This is a genomic window from Methanothermus sociabilis (genome assembly GCF_055392295.1).
Genome location: NZ_AP042467.1, coordinates 235437 through 254172 on the forward strand (window position 1 = coordinate 235437; position 18736 = coordinate 254172).

At 30.9% G+C, this 18736-nt stretch carries 19 protein-coding genes; 8 read left to right on the forward strand and 11 right to left on the reverse strand.

The window, feature by feature from the left end; all coding sequences use genetic code 11:
• Positions 1-38 precede the first annotated feature (38 nt).
• The 8 genes from mpgS to ACZ5LY_RS01305 all read left to right on the forward strand — a co-directional run bounded on the left by mpgS (position 39) and on the right by ACZ5LY_RS01305 (position 8632).
• Positions 39-1181 (forward strand): mannosyl-3-phosphoglycerate synthase, encoded by a 1143-nt coding sequence (gene mpgS / locus ACZ5LY_RS01270; RefSeq protein WP_464577707.1) that lies wholly within the window; start codon positions 39-41, stop codon positions 1179-1181.
• Complete coding sequence (locus tag ACZ5LY_RS01275; protein ID WP_464577708.1) at positions 1178-1969, forward strand: HAD-IIB family hydrolase; 792 nt, start codon at positions 1178-1180, stop codon at positions 1967-1969. Before mpgS ends, ACZ5LY_RS01275 begins: the two co-directional genes overlap by 4 nt.
• Positions 1962-4502 (forward strand): alpha-mannosidase, encoded by a 2541-nt coding sequence (locus tag ACZ5LY_RS01280; protein ID WP_464577709.1) that lies wholly within the window; start codon positions 1962-1964, stop codon positions 4500-4502. The genes ACZ5LY_RS01275 and ACZ5LY_RS01280 overlap by 8 nt, the downstream gene beginning before the upstream one ends.
• A 12-nt stretch (positions 4503-4514) precedes the next feature.
• Positions 4515-5870, forward strand: coding sequence for a phosphoglucosamine mutase (glmM, locus tag ACZ5LY_RS01285; RefSeq protein WP_464577710.1), 1356 nt, complete (start codon positions 4515-4517; stop codon positions 5868-5870).
• A 149-nt stretch (positions 5871-6019) separates the two neighbouring features.
• Positions 6020-6433, forward strand: a complete 414-nt coding sequence (locus ACZ5LY_RS01290) for a hypothetical protein (RefSeq protein WP_013413626.1) — start codon at positions 6020-6022, stop codon at positions 6431-6433.
• Between the two features lie 10 nt (positions 6434-6443).
• Positions 6444-6884 (forward strand): hypothetical protein, encoded by a 441-nt coding sequence (locus ACZ5LY_RS01295; protein ID WP_013413627.1) that lies wholly within the window; start codon positions 6444-6446, stop codon positions 6882-6884.
• 13 nt (positions 6885-6897) lie between these two features.
• A complete protein-coding gene (locus tag ACZ5LY_RS01300; RefSeq protein ID WP_464577711.1) occupies positions 6898-7296 on the forward strand; it encodes an OB-fold nucleic acid binding domain-containing protein in 399 nt (132 codons plus the stop codon).
• Entirely contained in the window at positions 7283-8632 is a 1350-nt protein-coding gene (locus ACZ5LY_RS01305; RefSeq protein ID WP_464577712.1) for an ArnT family glycosyltransferase, read from the forward strand. Before ACZ5LY_RS01300 ends, ACZ5LY_RS01305 begins: the two co-directional genes overlap by 14 nt.
• On the opposite strand, the gene pth2 is transcribed toward ACZ5LY_RS01305, so the two are convergent.
• The 11 genes from pth2 to ACZ5LY_RS01360 form a co-directional block, all read right to left on the reverse strand.
• A complete protein-coding gene (pth2, locus tag ACZ5LY_RS01310) occupies positions 8621-8962 on the reverse strand; it encodes an aminoacyl-tRNA hydrolase (RefSeq protein WP_013413630.1) in 342 nt (113 codons plus the stop codon). The two genes, ACZ5LY_RS01305 and pth2, sit on opposite strands and share 12 nt — an antisense overlap.
• A 186-nt stretch (positions 8963-9148) precedes the next feature.
• A complete protein-coding gene (locus tag ACZ5LY_RS01315; protein WP_464577713.1) occupies positions 9149-9988 on the reverse strand; it encodes a metal ABC transporter permease in 840 nt (279 codons plus the stop codon).
• A complete protein-coding gene (locus ACZ5LY_RS01320; protein WP_464577714.1) occupies positions 9985-10821 on the reverse strand; it encodes a metal ABC transporter permease in 837 nt (278 codons plus the stop codon). Before ACZ5LY_RS01320 ends, ACZ5LY_RS01315 begins: the two co-directional genes overlap by 4 nt.
• Positions 10796-11602 (reverse strand): ABC transporter ATP-binding protein, encoded by an 807-nt coding sequence (locus tag ACZ5LY_RS01325; protein ID WP_464577715.1) that lies wholly within the window; start codon positions 11600-11602, stop codon positions 10796-10798. The genes ACZ5LY_RS01320 and ACZ5LY_RS01325 overlap by 26 nt, the downstream gene beginning before the upstream one ends.
• Before the next feature lie 13 nt (positions 11603-11615).
• Positions 11616-12479: a metal ABC transporter substrate-binding protein gene (locus tag ACZ5LY_RS01330; protein WP_013413634.1), complete on the reverse strand. Its 864-nt coding sequence runs from the start codon at positions 12477-12479 to the stop codon at positions 11616-11618.
• 110 nt (positions 12480-12589) lie between these two features.
• Entirely contained in the window at positions 12590-13258 is a 669-nt protein-coding gene (locus tag ACZ5LY_RS01335) for an MBL fold metallo-hydrolase (protein ID WP_013413635.1), read from the reverse strand.
• Position 13259: 1 nt separating this feature from the next.
• A complete protein-coding gene (locus ACZ5LY_RS01340; RefSeq protein WP_464577716.1) occupies positions 13260-14312 on the reverse strand; it encodes a hypothetical protein in 1053 nt (350 codons plus the stop codon).
• Complete coding sequence (locus ACZ5LY_RS01345; RefSeq protein WP_013413637.1) at positions 14305-15087, reverse strand: class I SAM-dependent methyltransferase; 783 nt, start codon at positions 15085-15087, stop codon at positions 14305-14307. Before ACZ5LY_RS01345 ends, ACZ5LY_RS01340 begins: the two co-directional genes overlap by 8 nt.
• Positions 15050-16339 (reverse strand): FAD-dependent oxidoreductase, encoded by a 1290-nt coding sequence (locus ACZ5LY_RS01350; RefSeq protein WP_013413638.1) that lies wholly within the window; start codon positions 16337-16339, stop codon positions 15050-15052. Before ACZ5LY_RS01350 ends, ACZ5LY_RS01345 begins: the two co-directional genes overlap by 38 nt.
• Before the next feature lie 5 nt (positions 16340-16344).
• Positions 16345-17262, reverse strand: a complete 918-nt coding sequence (locus tag ACZ5LY_RS01355; RefSeq protein WP_464577717.1) for a sulfide/dihydroorotate dehydrogenase-like FAD/NAD-binding protein — start codon at positions 17260-17262, stop codon at positions 16345-16347.
• On the reverse strand, positions 17252-18622 hold the full coding sequence (locus ACZ5LY_RS01360; protein WP_013413640.1) for an MFS transporter: 1371 nt from the start codon (positions 18620-18622) through the stop codon (positions 17252-17254). The genes ACZ5LY_RS01355 and ACZ5LY_RS01360 overlap by 11 nt, the downstream gene beginning before the upstream one ends.
• Positions 18623-18736 lie beyond the last annotated feature (114 nt).

Sequence of the window (18736 nt, forward strand, 5' to 3'; positions counted from 1 at the left end):
TTACAAGCTAAAAAATATTGACAACCGGTGAGTTAAAAATGCTAATTGAAACTCCAAGGCATTTTGAAACTATTGGCGCTGTCAAACTTTATGATATACAACGAGTTATCAAATTGGATTCCGAATTATCTGATAATCCTTTGTTTTACACTTTTTCAAAATCAGATTTACATAAAGTTTTAAATGATCTTTCTATTGTAATTCCAATAAAAAACGAAAGAATTAATTTATTTGATGGTGCATTACGTTCAATCCCTCATAATTGTCCAATAATTGTAGTGTCAAATAGCAATGAAAAAAGATGTAAAGTTGAAAAGGAAGTTGTTAAACAATTTTACAATGTCACAGAACATCCTATAATGTATATCCACCAAAAAGACCCAAATGTTGCCCTAGCGTTTAAAGAATTAAAATATTATGATATACTCAATGGCAAAGGTGAATTTGTGAGAGATGGCAAAGGAGAAGGCATGATAATTGGTATTTTAGTGGCAAAAGCAATTGGAAGTAAATATGTTGGATTTGTAGATGCAGATAATTATCTACCATCTTCGATTTATGAATATGTTTTGGATTTTGCTGCAGGCATTAAAATGTCAAAATCTCCATATTCTATGGTAAGGCTTAGATGGAAATATAAGCCTAAATTAATAAAAAACAAAGTTTACTTTAAAAGATGGGGTCGTGTGTCACGAGTAACAAACAAATTCTTAAATAAACTCATAGGACATTATTTTGGGTATAAAACTACAATAATGAAGACAGCTAATTCTGGCGAACATGCTATGAGTATTGAACTTGCTAATAAACTAGCATATTCTTCTGGTTATTCTATTGAACCATTTGAAATTATTTATATTCTTGAGAATTTTGGGAAATCAGATGGAAACAAAATTGTTGAGATATTCCAGATAGAAACATTGAATCCACATATTCATGAAAACAAGGGGAAAGAACATATAAATAATATGATCCACGATTCTTTGTCAACGATATATCATAGTAAGCTAGCCAATAAAAACATAAAGCTTGAAATAATTGAAGAGTTGAAGAAAAGAAATGTATTGAAAGATAAAGAAGAACCAAAGAAAAATATTATGATGTCTCCAATAGAAACTTTAGATGAAAAATCTTTTATTGAAATTGTAAGGGATTCTGAAGGATTTATAGAATTAAGGTGATTATTTTGTATGTTATTTTTACAGATCTAGATAATACTTTACTTGACAGTAGGTATTCATATGAAGATGCAAAAGATGTATTAGAGATATTGAAGGAAAAAGAGATTCCTATAGTGTTTTGTTCTGCAAAAACTAAATATGAACAAGAAGTTATAAGGAAAAAAATTGGAATCAAGGACCCTTTCATTGTTGAAGATGGGTCGGCCATATACATACCAAAAAATTACTTTGGATCACGTAAGGGAAAAGTTATAGATGATTATGAGGTTATAGTGTTAGGAACTAAAATAAATAAAATACGAGAAGAAATAGAAAAACTTCAAAGAAAATATCATATAATCGGGTATCAGGACATGAGTATCAAAGAAATTTCAGAAGTTACAGGTCTTAATTTTAAAGATTCAAAATTAGCAAAAAATAGGGAGTTTAGTGAGACTATTGTAGAGGCTGAAAATAAAGCAATTGAAGAACTAAAGAAAAAATTTAATGTAGTAATAGGTGGAAAATTTATCCATGTATTTGGTAAAAACGCTGACAAAGGAAAAGCTGTTAAATTATTAACAAAATTCTATAAAGAAAAATATAGGGAAGTAAAAACGATAGGCATTGGTGATTCCTATACAGATGAACCTATGCTAAGAGTTGTAGACATTCCTGCAATAGTGAAGGGACAAGATGGTAAATGGGTAAATTTAAAAATTAAGAACCTATATAGAGCTAATGGCGTTGGACCAAAAGGATGGTCAAAAGTTATAAAAAAATTCATTTTGAGTGATAAAAATGTCTAATAATAAGTATGTTATCCATTTAGTTCCACATACCCATTATGATGCTGTGTGGGTTTTCACAAAAGAAGACTATTTCTACATTAATATTGACATGATTTTAAAGAAAGTTTTAAAATTGATTGAAAATTCTGAGGAATACAAATTTCTGTTAGAGCAGGTATACCTTCTTGAAGAAATTGAAAAAAGATATCCTAAGATGTTTAAAAAAATAAAGAAATATATAAAAGAAGGCAGGATAGAAATCGCAGATGGAGAATATTTAATGGCAGACACAATGTTGCCACAGGAAGAAACATTAGTAAGAGAAATAATGGTGGGTAAAAATTATGTAAAGGAAAAATTTGGTGTAGATGTTGATGTAATGTGGCAAGCAGATAGTTTTGGTCTCAATGCTCAATTACCTCAAATTTATAGGAAATGTGGATACAAATATTTAGCATTTCGTAGAGGTTCTCCTGAGAATAATCCATCTGAATTTTTGTGGGAAGGATTAGATGGTACACGAATTTTATCACATTTTATGCCACTTGGATATAGGGCTGGGTTAAATCTCGAAAAAATAGATGAAAACTTTAAAAAATTAAAGGAACTATCAGCAACTAATCACATATTGATGCCCTCTGGTAGCGGAGTTACAATGCCTCAAAAAGAAACAATTGAATTTGTTAAAAAGTGGAACAGAAGCCATAAAAATTCAAAAATAAAAATTTCTACACCTAAAGAATTTTTTAAGTCATTAGAGGATTTAAATCCTGATTTACCAATAAGAAAAGGTGAAATGTATAGTGGTAAATATTCCGAAGTATTTCCAGACGTTGCATCCAGTAGAATATGGATAAAAAAAGCACTAAGAAAATTTGAAAATTGGCTTTATACCTTTGAAAGATTCTCAACAATTAATTTTTTGTTAAATTCACATTATCCAGAGGAGCTTCCTGAATCATGGAAAAAATTGTTATTTATGGCATTTCATGATGTAGCTCCTGGAACTGGCGTAGATGTGTGTTATAATGAAGTTAAAGAAAATATAAAATCTTTAGAAAGATTATTAAATGATTTAACTCCACAAATTTTGATGTCAATAGTTGAGAAGGGAGATAAGGAAGGAGACGTTGTAGTATATAATCCATTGTCATGGGACTCAAAAAATTGGGTAGAAGTAGATTTAAAATTTGATAAAGGAGCTATAAAAGATATCAAGGGACTGAAATGTGGTGAAGAAGAAATAGATGTGGAAGTTATAAAATTTAGGAAGTATGACGATGGTTCTATAAAGACAGCCAAAATTGGTTTTATTGCAGAAGTTCCTGCCCTTGGTTATAAAATATATAAGATATTACAGCGACCCCCAAAATCAAAGACAGGTGTTCTGGAAGTTAGTGATAATAGCGTCCGCAATAAATTTTTTGAAATTAAATTCTCCCCAGATACTGGTTTGATTAAAATTGTGAAAAATGGCGAAGAAATATGTGAAGGAAATGAAATTGTGATTGAAGAAGAAATAGGCGATTTATACTATCATAAAGAGGGGATTAGTGGTCCATTAAAAACAGAGTCAGGTGAAGGTATAAAGTACGGTGCATTCAAAGTTAAAGACATTAAAATAACTGGATCGAAATTAAGAAAAATTATTAACATTGCTGTGGATTATTATTCTTTGAGATGGCCATATAGATTAACAAAAAAATGGAAACCAAGAATTTGGAGACATAAATTCCTGAAATGTAAGAAAAAAATTATTGTGTATAGAGATATTCCAAGGATAGATTTTGTTATAGATGTCGAAAATAGACATCCAAGGACCAGACTTAGAGTTAAGTTTAATACACCAATTGATGAACCAACATATAAATCAGATACTCAATTTGGTGCTATAACTAGAAAAACAAATCAATATTATTTTAATCCAAAAGATTGGAAAGAAAAACCTAGTGGTGTCTACCCAACACTTCGGTGGATAGATTATAGTAATGGGAAGATAGGTGTAGCATTAATCAATTTTGGGAACCCAGAACATGAAATAAGAGATAGGACAATATATCTCACATTATTGAGATCTGTAGATGTTCTTTCAACTGATGGAAAACCTGGTCCTGTAATCCCTGTCCCTGATGCAAGAGAATTTAAAAGATATGAATTTTGGTATTCCATTTATCCACATACAGGTAATTGGAAAGATAGTAAAGTCTATAAGCAAGGGTATGAATTTAATTATGGATTAATTGGATTTCAAATTAATAAAAAAGTTTCTGAAAACAAAAAATCCTTCCTAAAAATAGAACCTGATAACGTAATATTAACAGCGTTCAAAAAATCAGAAAGGGATGATTCTGTAATTATAAGATTCTACGAGGCTGCTGGCATTGAAAGCGATGTTAAGATTAAGCTATTTAAAAAACCTAAAAATGTAGAAACTGTCGACATGTTAGAAAGAAAAACTAATGAATTTAATAAAAATTTAAAAGTAGAAAATAATAAAATATACCTCAAAATTAAACCTTTTGAAATCATAACACTTAAATTGAAATTTTAAGGGAGGAAAAACATGGGGAAATTATTTGGAACATTTGGTGTAAGAAAAATAGCAAACAAAGGATTAACACCAGAATTTGCATCAAAGTTAGCTTGTGCCTATGGATCATTAGTTGATGGTAAAATAGCAGTTGGTGGAGATACAAGAACTTCTACAATCATGATCAAACACGCAGTAATAGCAGGTTTACTTTCTAGTGGTTGTGATGTTGTAGATCTTGGTATTTTACCTACACCAGCAGTCCAATATGCTGTAAGAAATTATTATGATGGTGGAGTTATTATAACTGCTTCACATAATCCTCCTCAATATAATGGAATAAAATTTGTAGATGAAGATGGAATAGGTATACCAAAAAATATGGAAGATAAAGTTGAAAATTTGTTTTTTAAGAACAAATTTAAGAGAGTTAAATGGGAAAACATTGGTAAGATAGAAAATGTGGATATACTTGATGAATACAAGAACGAAATCATAAAGAGAGTTAACAAAGATGTAATAGAGGATTCAAACATAAAAGTTGTAGTGGATGCTGGTTGTGGAGCTGCATCTTATGTAACTCCTTATGTCTTAAGAGAACTTGGATGTGAAGTAATTACTTTAAATTGTCAGCCAGATGGATTTTTCCCAGGTAGAAATCCAGAGCCTACAGAAGAAAATTTAAAAGATTTAATGGAGACTGTTAAGGCAGTTGGAGCAGATATTGGAATTGCACATGATGGGGACGCTGATAGGGCTATATGTATAGACGAGAATGGAAATTTTGTTTATGGTGACAAAACATTTGCACTAGTGGAAAAAAAGATGTTACAAGATAATGGCGGTGGATTGATTGTAACAACGGTTGCAACTTCATCGGTTATATATGATGTAGCAGAAGAGTATGGTGGAGAGGTTGTAACAACGCCTGTTGGAGATCTATTAGTTGCTAGAGAATTAAAAAGAAGAAATGGTTTGTTTGGCGGAGAAGAAAACGGAGGACTTATATTTCCAGACTTTGTATATGGGCGAGATGGAGCACTTTCAGCTGCTAAAATAGTTGAAATAATGGCAGAAGAGAAAAAACCACTTTCAAAACTTGTTGCAGAACTTCCACAATATTATTCAGAAAAAGAGAAAGTTGAGTGTCCAGAAGAAATGAAAGACGAGGTACTGAAAAAATTGTTGGAAAAGGTTGAAAATGACCCATCTGTGAAAAATATAGATACAACTGATGGTGTTAAAGTATTTAAGGATGAAGGCTGGGTAATCATGCGTCCATCTGGCACTGAGCCTATATTTAGATGTTTTGCTGAAAGTAAAAACAAAGAAGATGCAAAAAAATTAGTTAAATGGGGAATTAAATTAATTAAGGAATGTAAAACTTAAACAAATTTAGTTTTATTAGGAAAGCCGAAAGTTTTTTATACTACAAAAGTATTAAAAGGAATATACTTACTTAACAAATTTTAGAAAATTTTTTATTGAAAAATTCTGTGCAGGAACCTATGTAAACTACAAAAATTTTAGGTGAGTGGATGGATCAATATTTACCCCCAGATAAAATAATGATATTAATACTATCTTTTTTGGCATTTTTAACAATAATAATAGTTGCAATTCAATGGAGACGCGTTAGAGAAGCTGAAAATAATGTAAAATTATTGGAAAAGGAAATTGAATTAAAAAAAATAGCATTAGTTGAAAAAGACATTGAAGCAAAGAAATTAATGGAGTCAGCCATTACATTGCCTAAAGACCAGCAAGAGAAATTAGCAAAAATAAGAAAAGATACATCTAAATTAATGAAGCAAATCAGGTATCTACAAAATGAAATTGAAGTTAGATTATCTAGACTTGAAGCACAAACAGAATTTAAAAAATTACAAGAAATGCTTAAAAAGATAAAAAATAAAGAATCGGAATTAGAAAGAAGATTAAAGAAATTCTAGGAGTGAGATTATGAGTCCTGCAGAATTGTTGGCTGTTCTAATTTTGGCAGGTGCAATATTGCTTTTAATATATTATTACATAAATGAACCAAGGCAAATAGATGTAGTGAAGTCTAGAGTGCTTGGTAGGAGAGAAGGAGAAATGACTAAGAAGGCATATAAAATTGGTGACAAAATAATGTCTAAAGTGAAAGAAGTACCAATCAGTACAGATACAATATCAAAAAAAATAGATGCATTTTTAGAAGAGAAAAGTGATGAATTAATAAAAGATTGGTCACTAGCAACTAAAGACGACATTTCAAAATTAGAAAAGCGGTTAAACGCTGTTTTTAGAAACATAGATGAGTTAGAACATAGATTCAATGAATATAGAGAACATACAAATAGAAAGTTTAAATCTATTGAAGAAAGAATAAAAAGACTAGAAGAAAGTGTATTTAAAAAATGACTTGAGGTAAATGATGGATGACAGAGATATATCTTTAATTGCAGGAGTTGGTGTATTAGTAGGTATTATTGGGATAATCATTACTTCCAACATGTCACTGACACCTGAAGTTAAGATAGACCAAATAGGGCAGGAAAGTATTGGTAAAAAAATAAAGATCAGTGGTTTTGTTGAGAAGATTTCAAAGTCTAAGAGCGGTACATATTTTTTAACAGTTAGGGATTGCAGTGGATTAATACCTGTAGTAATCTTTTCGTCTCTTGCAGAAAAAATGAAAGATAATGGTATCATAATTGAAGAATTTAGCAAAAAATTTATAAATGTTGAAGGAAGAGTCTCTGTGTACAAAAGAGAACTCGAAATTATACCAGATTCTAAAACAAGTATAAGGAGTGCATATGAAAAAAAATGAACTAAAAATATTTATACCATCTTTACTGTATTTGCTTTTAGCATTAATACCAACTTTAAAATATCAATGGCCTTTAAGCTGGGATATATTTTATCATGTTCATGTGGCTAAACTTCAGTTAGAAAGCTGGCCAACTTTTTGGGATAATTTAACTTGTGCACCATATGGAAGACCAATTTATTATCCTCCATTATTTCATTATTTTCTTTCTTTTTTTGCATGGATTTTAAATTTAAACCCACTATTACTTGCAAAATTCTTACAACCTGTGTTTGCAGCTCTAACAATGTTATCATTTACATATTTTATAAGTAAAATATATGATGCCAGAATGGCAGTTTTATCTGGATTTATGTTATTTTTATCACCATTATTTTTCAGGATGATGTTACCAATACCAGAAACAATGGCAATGATTTTTGTGCCAGCTGCATTTTATTTTTATTTTAAAAACACTCAAAAAAGTAGTATAATTGCTGGAATATTTTTAGGTTTGAGTTTTTTAACACATCTTCTAACTGCAGGCATTACCTTAACAATTTTAACAATATTTACACTAGCAAAAAGAAGAAATAAAAATTATTGGATAATGCTTGTTGTTAGCACTATAATTCTGAGTATTTGGTTTATCCCACTTATATTAAAATATGGATATTTATTCAGACCTCCACCACCTGAAATAATACCTCCAACAAGATATCCAATGGTTCTTGGAATAATTCCATCCATCTTTGCATTGCCAGGTATTTACTTTGCATTTCAAAAAAGAAGAGAAAACAATGTTTTTATACTAGTTTGGCTGATAACAACGTTGTCAATTTCAATGCTTTACATCTTTGGTGTTAAATTACTTGTTGATAGAATACTCTATTTTGCAATTTACCCATTGGCTACTTTGGCAAGCCTCACAATTTTAAAAATTGAAAATAGAAAAATTAGACTGTTATTGATTTTGGCACTGATTTTTGCATCTATTATTTCTGGATATTCAACAATAAAATCTTTGAAGCCTGTAATTACTGAAAGCCAATATCAGGTTGTGAAATGGTTTGAAAAATATGGTGATAAAAAGAGTGTAGTTATAAGTGCTGATTATAAATTAGAACCAATGATAGTTTCGATTGCAAGGCAACCAGTTTCTGCTGGGGGATATGCACCTGGAATGGTTCGAACACTTTGTATAAAAAAATATTTGGAAAATAAATTTACTGAAGAAGATATAAAAAAGGACAAAGTGAAATATGTGGTTATAAGATCAAATATGAAAAAACCCAAGTTTGGAAAGCTAGTCTACCAAAATAAAGATTATAAAATTTACGTTCTTTCATTTCAGTAATTTAAGATTTCCAGTTATTTTGTCAATTTTTTTATCATCGTCAGGTCCTATGCCTAAACATGTTATTGTACCTGGTGGCAATTCTGTATGTCCTGCATCCTTCACAAGATAATGTGGTAGTCCAGAATTTTTTACAGCCTCATAAATTTTAAGTAATTCATCCAAAGTTTTTACTTTAAGAACAACTTTTTTTGCACCCTCAGATTCCCATTTTTTTATTTTATTTTTTTCTGCATTTTTAAATGATTCAAGTGATGCATGACATGCCTGAGCTATCAATTTACCTTTAGACATCTTAATGTCATCTCTAACAACTATAACTTGTTTCATCTTTACCTCCTCTAAAAATTTTATTGTGAATTTTCCAATCAAATAATTTTAATCACGTTCTAATATTTTTAGCTTTGAAAGCATATTTTTCCACTTATATACTTAAAATGGTTTAAGTTTGCATGATGTGTAAAACAACCTTTATTAAATAATTTTACAGAAGAAATTTTTTGATGACGAGGAAAATTAACTTTGAATTGTTTTTGTTCTATATTTTGGTGAAATTAAATTAGTTATAAAAAATATTGTGGCCGATATAAGTACTATTACTGCTCCACATGGAGTGTTTAGAAGATAAGAAAATATAATTCCTAAAAAACAAGATAATCCTCCAAAAAACCCTGCAACACAAAATAAATGTTTTAAATTATGTGTTACTTGATAAGCAGCTGCAGCTGGACATATTATTAATGTAGATACTAACAGTCCGCCTATTGACTCTAAATTGGCAGTAACTGTTAAGCCAATCAAAAAAATAATTCCATAATATATTAAACATGCTGGCAATCCTACAGAGAGAGCAATTTCACGATCAAAAATAATAGCTTGAAACTCTTTATAAAAAAGACTTGTACTACCTACTACTAATATAAACGAAGCAATAACAATCATTAAGGCATTTATATCCATCCCTATGGCATTCCCCCACATCAAATTCAGTGCTTCTGTTTTGGCTGATACCATTAGGCCCATAAGAAGAAAAGCTAAGCCATGTGCGATGGCAACAACAAATCCCATGACTGTATCAGGATTTAACTCCCTTTTATCACTTAATGGACCTATAATTGCAGATACTATAATACTACAAACGATTGCTCCAATTAAGGGGTTTATTCCAATGAAAAATGCAATAACACTGCCTAAAAATGCGGCATGTGCAATAGTTATACCAATCAAAGATAAACCCATTCCAACTACCATAACTCCTAACATCCCACATGTAAAACCTCCTATTGTTCCTATTAGGAGAGCTTGTCTCATGAAGTCATAGGAAAACATTTTAAACAAATCTAAAAAAATCATCATTTAGAACACCTTTTTTTAACTTCATTGATTTTAGCTTTTTTGAAAAAATCGCTTATTAAAAATATTATTGCAGAAATTGTAACAATAGATGCACCACTAGGGAGATTAAAAATATATGATAAAAATATACCTACCCAACATGAGAGAACTCCTAAAATTGCTGACATAATAAATAAGTCCTTTAAGTTGTCAGTTAAATTGTAAGATGTTGCTGCAGGAGTTATTATTAAACTAAATACTAATAACCCACCAATAGGCTGAATGGTGGCAGCAACGCTTAAACCTGTTAAAAATAGAATACCATAAAATAGCCAATATGCTGGCAATCCTACAGAGAGAGCAATTTCACGATCAAAAATAATAGCTTGAAACTCTTTATAAAAAAGAACAATGGTGGTTATTATAAATAAAGATGTGATTACCAAAACTATCAAATCAAAGTCTGTAACTGTTAAAATGCTACCCCAAATCAGTGAATATGACTCTGTTCTTTCAGCATAAGGCATCAAACCCATAAATAGAAAAGCAATGCCAATTGCAATGGCGAATATTATGCCTAACGAAGTATCTGGGCTAATTTCTCCTCTATCAATTAATGGACCTGTTAATGCCGCCGATAATAAACTGAACAAAAAAGCACCTATTAGTGGATCAATGCCTACAAACATGGAGACTATACCACCAGCAAATGCAGCATGTGAAATAACTGGCCCAATAAATGATAAACGTAAACTTGTCACTAGGACACCAATCATTGAGCATGAAACTCCACCCAAAAGTCCAACTAATAATGCGCGTAATATAAAATTAGATGTTAAGATGTCTAGTAGCATTAGTAATTTCCTCCAAGTTGACACCATAAACATTTCGGAGATTTTTTGGAGAGAATACTTTATTAGGGTGGCCTGTGGCCACTATCTCCCCTTTATTTAATAAAACTACTCTATTACAAATATTAAAGGTGTCTATAGGATCATGAGTCACAAATAATGTTGTTAAATTATATTTTTCATGTATCTCCTTTATGAGTCGAAGTATTTCTATACGAGAACGCCAATCTAAAAAAGAAGTAGGCTCATCTAACAATAAAATTGATGGTTTTTGTGCTAATGCTCTTGCAATAGAAACTTTTTGTTTTTCACCTCCTGACAGATGGCCAACTGGTTTATTTGCTAAATTCATTATTCCTATGAGTTTCATTACTTCATTAACTATATCCCAATCTTCCTTTTTTGGTCGTCTTCCTAGACCAATGTGACCATAACGCCCTATCATAACAGCTTCTTTTACAGAAATAGGAACTCGTGGGTCGATATTTAGTCCCTGAGGTACATATCCAATTTTTTTTCTTAATTGAGCTATCTTCCAGTCAAGGCGAAAATCTCTTCCTTTTTTTCCTGCTGACATTTTATATCCAAGTACTTTAACTTCTCCATGTACTAATGTAGCTAAACCATTGATTGCTGTAAGAAGAGTAGTTTTGCCGGCCCCATTGGGGCCAGCAATTCCAACTAATTCTCCCTGTTTTATTTTTAAAGTAACATCCCTCAGTGCTATTTCATCACGATACGAAACAGCGACTTTGTTTAAAGAAATCACTATATCTTTTTCCATATTATTCACAATTTCAGTGTTTTTTATGTATCTTTTGTAGTTGCATTATAATCAAGTCTACATTTTTAATGAAGGAATCTTTCCATGTACTTGTGCCTTCCATTCCTCCAGGATAGTTACTCAATGTTACCATAGGGATATTTAATTCTTTAGATATGGCGTTAGCTGCTGCTCTGTCAGGTGATTGTAGATTGTCTATCACTAATTCAGCTCCTTCTTGACGTCCTCTTTCAATTAATTGTTTTACTTTTCCCATAGGTATATCTGGAGGATAAACTGCCACTATTTCAAATCCAGCCCATTTAGCAAATCCTGTTTGGTATAATGCTACAATAACTTTTGTCTTATTGGCACCATATTGATTTAATCTTTTTTTCTGTTCTGCTGCTATTTTTTTAGTTTCCAATTTTAAAGCTTCAGCTCTTTGTTTATAATAATTGGCATTTTTAGGATCTATTTTAATAAGGGCATTAGTAACATTATCTATACCAACAATACGCATTGGTGGTGTCATAAATGTTGCATTCATCATTCCAACTGTAACAATTGTAACATTAGTATTTCCTGATGATTTTACTAATTTATCACTAAATTTTTGACTATCATAATCATGTCTTAAAAACAACTTGGCTTTTTTTAAAGTTTCCATTGTTTCTGGTTTAATATCAAAATGTCCAGGACATTGGGCAGGAGGAACAATATTTTGAACTTCTATTTTTTCTCCACCCACTGCTTTAGCTATGTCAGCTATGTCACTACTTGTTGTAACTACATATATTTTATTTGATTCGGGTTGTATTCCAAACTCATAGGCTATAATACCTCCTGCTATAACAAGCAGAAGAACAATACATCCGATTATCCATTTTCTTTCCATCTCAATGTCACCTCCAAATTTATCTTTATCATAATTTTATTAATAAATTTATTTAATAATAATTAATTTTATTTAAATTAAATCTTGTTTTAAAAATAAAAATTTATAACTCAAATTTTAATAGTTGTTCCAACTCCTGCTTTTATACATTCAAATTTTTTATCTAAAATCTTTTTATCTAATTCATCTGAGCAATGACAAATAACAATTTTTTTAACACCAATATCATGTAAAAATTTAGCTGCTTTCTCTGTTTCTAATGGACTATGAAGACAAAAACCACAAAATGCACAATTAATATCTTTTTTCATTGTCTCATAAGCTTTTTTTATAATTTTCAATGCTCTTAAAGGTGTCCTAGAAACAAAAATAGTCATGTTTTCATCTTCTGTAAATATGAGAGCCTGACTATTATCATAGTTTATAATAAATATGCCTTCATAGATCTTCTGGCAACCTTCGATTACATTATATGAATTACTCTGTAGTGCACTATATCTTCCTGGAATATAAACATTGGGGCTTGGATTGGTCTTTAATAAACCCCGCAGGCCTCCAATATGGTCACCATGTGTATGGGAGATAACTATCGAATGAATATCCTCCACATTTAAACCTAATTGATTAATATTATTAATAAGTATTTTAGAATCAGCGCCAGTGTCAAATAATATAGATCTTCCATGACTTCTAATAAAAACCGAGAATCCCCAAGAAGCTATTAAACCTTTTTCCTCTTTACCAATATTGTTGTCATATACTACCTTTGCATTTATCATTTTATCCCTTTTTAATGAAACTTTCCCACTCATTTATTTCTTGTATAAGCCTTTCTAAAATTTTCTCTACACAATTAAACTTCATATTTTTTACATAATATTCCTCTAGTTTACGATGGTATTTATAAGCTCTTCTAAAGTTCTTTATAGCATATTCAATAAGCTCTTCCATCTTTTTTTCTTCTGGCATCTGTAGAGGACCATTATTGATATTATAAACTTCTTCACATTTTTTATCAGGAATATCAGTATTGGATATAATTGCTAAATTTAAATCTGGGAAAATTAAATGTTCTATGTTGTAAGGATCGAGAGGATGATGACAATATTCAATGTTAAATCTATTTAATACGGCTTCTTCGCCAATTTTTTTTAGTATCTTTGTTATACAATATTCATTTCCAATAATTTTATAAATTGTATATCCTTTTACGAGCGTTTTGATGAATGTTTTATAGCCTTCTGGTGTGAAAGCACTTGCAAAAACATGTCTTTTAAGACCCAATTTTTTTGAATTTGAAGATGATACTAAAATATTTCTTTTGAGTTCTTTTACAACTTTATTAATTTCCAACAGGCTCTGATAGGTACAAGTAACATCTCTTATATTTTCAGCCATTAATTTAGCTGCTTTAAGATATCTACATGCTCTCTTCAAATTTCTTCGAACACTCTTGAAAAGGAAGATAATGTCGTTTTTATAGCAAAAAAGATTGGAAGCTTGAAGACACCTGTCAAGATTAACGATGCTCTCAACAACTCCTGGAAACTCAGGATCCATCACATGATGACCAGTAGTAGCAGCGACTGCTAAATTTAGGGAATGTATTACTGCTGCATCAAGAGAGTTACAATCTAGAGAACAAAATTGAAGTTCAACATCATAGCCTTTATTTATCATTTCATCAGCTACAGATTTTATAATCGTAGATTTACCATGCCCCGGGCCTCCTTTTAATATAAATATCCTTCCTTTATCCTTTTCTTTTAGAAAATTAAAAAAAGAACAAAATCCACGGGCAGTGTTACAACCAAAAAATATTTTTCTAATCACAATAATTCCTCCGTTTTTCAGCCACAATCATAAAAGCAGGTCCCCAGTAACCTCTTTTTATGTATTCTATCTTTCCTTGCAATCCTCTATAAAGAAAAGGATATATATCCGATATTACCTTTATTACTCTATATCCTAATGAGTTTAATATTTTTATATCATCCTCAGGACGTGTTAATCTGGCAGTAGGATATTTGTAGGATACCAACTCCTGCTTTTTATGGCGTCCAGGTTTTCGCTTTTCTGTAAGGTATATTAACCCCCATGCTAAAGAACGCCAAATATTTGCAGTAAGGGACTTACGATATCTAAACCAATTACCATCTATATTTATCAATCTTCCATTATTTTTTATGATATGATACCATTCTCTATATGCTTTTTTGAGATCTGGTAAGCACCATGTTAGATATCTACTAATAACAACGTCAAAATCTTCAGAATAAACGTCAGATAAATTCATAGCATCCTCTAATTTGAAATTGATATTTAAACCTCTTTGGATAGCTCTTTTTTTAGCAATGTTTAACATTCTTGATGAAACATCTATTGCTGTTACAGAATGTCCTAATTCTGCTAGAACTATTGCTAAAAATCCTGTCCCTGTACCTATATCTAAAACAGATAAATTATCTTCTTCAGGTAATACTTTTTTTAAAAGATTTTTCCAAGCGTCAAAAAGCCATTTTTTTTCCAATTCTCTTTGTACAACCGACTCATCAAAAATTTCTGCCCATTTATTCCACCATTTCGGATTTGCAGGATTCACACTCATCTTTTAACACCTTTTTTACCTTATTTTTTATATCGTCATCATTTAGCATGTAAAGCCCTTTATTTTTCATTCTCTGAAAATACAATCCTCCAGAAAAAGTGTATTTGTTCTTAAGATCTCCTGTTTTAACACGTTCATTTTCATATAAAATTATATCACCAACAGACAAAAGTGAAGGTAATTTCAAAAGTTTCTTTTTCTTTGAATAATTTACAGAATTATAACCTGCAATAAATCCTGTTGCCATTGCTTCAACGCAGCCTACAAAAAAACCTGATTTTTCACCTACACAAAAAAGATTTTTTATACCTTTGACTTTTAAAGCATTATTTCTTGGAGCCCTAGATAAAAATCTTATTGAATTAGAATCACTTCTTTGGGGATGTGCATACATCACATTTTCAAAGCCATCTAATTTCCTAAGCTCTTCAAGAGGATAAAAAGGTTTCATAAGTTTAGCATAAGTCCCTGTATCCAATAATATAATATTCTTTTTAAATATTGGCGATGCATATTGTTGACATGCTTTTATATCTAAGTAATTTATTTCTGTCCAATTGTTAGGATCTGGAATGATTAAAAAACCATTTTCTTCTAATTGGGATTTTAATTCTTCGTCTAAAGTTTCTTTGATTAGAGTACATGCGCCACTAAAAGCACCAAAGCCTTCATCTTTATTTCTTCTACTTGCTAATTCATTAATACCAGCTCTACCACTTATACTAACCCTTGGACCAAAAGAAGGACATCTTAGTACACAAATAGAACATCCATTTCCGTATTTTAGACAATTCCCCATTGGACCTGCAGAACCTGTGGCGTCAACGAATACATCTCCATCTATTGACATTTCATTAGAGAGAATTACTTCATTGATCTTTTTATTTTCAACTACCACGTCATCCGCTCTGCACCGGAAATATAAATTTACACCCATATTTTTAAGGATTTTACGAATTTGAGGCTCTACTTTTACTGGATCATATAATTTTGTATGATGATGTCCTGGAAGATCCACACTTTCATGTACTGTAGCATTGTTAATTGTATCTAATAATTCACCACAACCAAGATATTCTAATTCTTTTGTGGCAGTATATCTGCCATTGTTTTCTGTAATTCCAGCCGCTAAACCACATCCTAGAAGAGTATCTGATTTTTCGATTAAAGTAACTTCTGCACCTAATTTACTAGCTACAAATGCAGCAGTACACCCTGCCCACCCACCTCCTACTATAACAACCTTAACCATTACTGTCACCTAAATTGTACTTTACAAGATCTTAATTTATAACCAGATATTGTGATCTCACAACTTCCACAAATCCCTTCACCACAACATAATCGATTATTATTTGAAAATGCAACTTTAACTTTATTTTGACGTGCTTTTAAAAAATTAAAAATTCTATCTTGTAAATCTCGACATCCTCCTACATAGATAAAATCTATGTCTTTTAAATCAAGATCCTTTAGCCAATTATTTCCGTTTAAATTAATGGTTTGAATTTCTATCTTATTACTGTTTATATATTTTTTTATGAAAAACGGACATAATTTATCCTTAAAAATAAAAACAATGTTATTGTGTTTTAGCAATTCATTAATTAATAAAACAGCTGAAGTTTGTGCCATTCCACTTAAAATAAGAACGCACTTTGATTTATTCAGGTTTTCTATATTTTTTAATCCAATAATACCATTGTAATAAGGACCTCGTACCATTATACTGTTTTTTTCTAAAGATAATGCTTTTGTTTTTGGTCCTTTTATTTTTACTGCTAGTTCTATGTAATTATAAGTTTCGTTGACATACATCACAGCCACAGGTAAATCAAAATAAGGAGGCATAGAGGACGGTCTGACGAATACGTAAGATCCTGGTTTTTTCAATTCAATAAGAAATGTATGTGGAAGTTTTAACCTGAGAAATAGGATGTCATTCTTCATGTCTTTATTCAGTACTTTAGATGACACTGTCTTTCGCAACTTTATATTACCCGTGCTCCATATATATTCATAGTATTTACATATACCTCTCCATTTGCAGTCGCAAAACTTCTCACCTCTTAGAAGAGGACATTCATAACATTCCCCTAATTTAGCTAGGTAACAAGGACAGTATTCAGTGCCTGCATCAATACACTCAAATTTAGAGAAATTTTTATTTTTCATTAATTTCACCTTTTCTTAAAACTCTCAGTGTCGAGAAATCTTTTGCTAAAATGGTCAATAAAAGTGAAATTACAAGAAATATTATTATAACAATAATAGATGAACGCACTACAAGTTCAAATGCCTCTTTATTTAGTGGTAAAGGACCTTTGATGAATAATTTCATAAGTGAGATCACTATTGCCATTGCAATACTCATTCCTACTATTGAAGATGTTCCATATGTTCCAGCCCCCACGCCCAAAAATTCTCTTCCAACAGCGCTCAATACTAATTTTGTGTTCGCCGTGAAAAATAATCCAAAACCAATACCATATATAATAAGCCCCAACAAAATAAATTGATAGTTTAGACTAATTATAAAACTTAGCGAAAGAATTAGAAAAATGATACCTATTGAAGCTACAACTGCTGGATTTTTCTTATCAGATAACCATCCAGAAACAGGTGAAATTAATCCAATTATTAATGGAGCAATTGTCAATATGAACCCTGTTTTTGGGACTGGTAACCGTAAGAAATACTGAAGATACATACTCAATAAAAACTGGATAGGATACATCGCCATCATTGCAAAAAAGTAGGATAATAAATTATAACTAAATTCTTTTTTCTTAAATAGATGTATTTCAACTAATGGATTTTTTAACTTTTTTTCATGTACATAAAACGATGCCAATAATATCAAACCAAATACAACAAAAATAACATTTTCTACTTTTTTGATTGAAGACAAACCATAGACAATGAAAATCATTGAAAGTGCCATAAGCACTGCACCTTTAAAATCAAAAGGTTTTTGCTTTCCATACCACTCTTCCTGTGTCTTAACAATTAACATGAAACATATCAATGCAATAGGTACTACTGAGTAGAATACACTTTGCCATCCAAATTTTCCTGTCAAAATGCCACCTAAAAATGGCCCAAGAACCATTCCACTGAAACCACCCATACTTATCCATCCATATGCCTTACCTCTTTTAGTCATAGGGAGGGCTGAGCTAATTGTAGAAAGTACACCTCCAAATATCATCGCAGCTCCTATTCCTTGAAATGTTCTAAAAATTAAGATCATTTCGCAAGAGACCGAAAAGGCTGCAAGTATGGAGGAAATCAGGAATATTAAAATCCCTGTCAATAATATCTTTTTTCTTCCGTAAATATCTGCAATACATCCAAAAGGTATCTGTAATGCTGCTAATGCAAGAAAATATGCGGTAGGAATCCACGCAAGTATAACAGGGCTACCATGTAATATTTTTCCAATAGGAGGTAAAGCTACATTTAATGCATACATTAAAAAAGGCAACATAAATTGTGTTAATACAAGTGCAAACAACAACTTCTTTTGTTCCATATTTCCCACCTCCTTGTTTTAAACCTGAAACAACTATTGGCTGATGGTATTAATAAAATTTACTTTAAAAATTAGAAAGTAAATTTTATATATAAATAACATTCACTAGTGGCA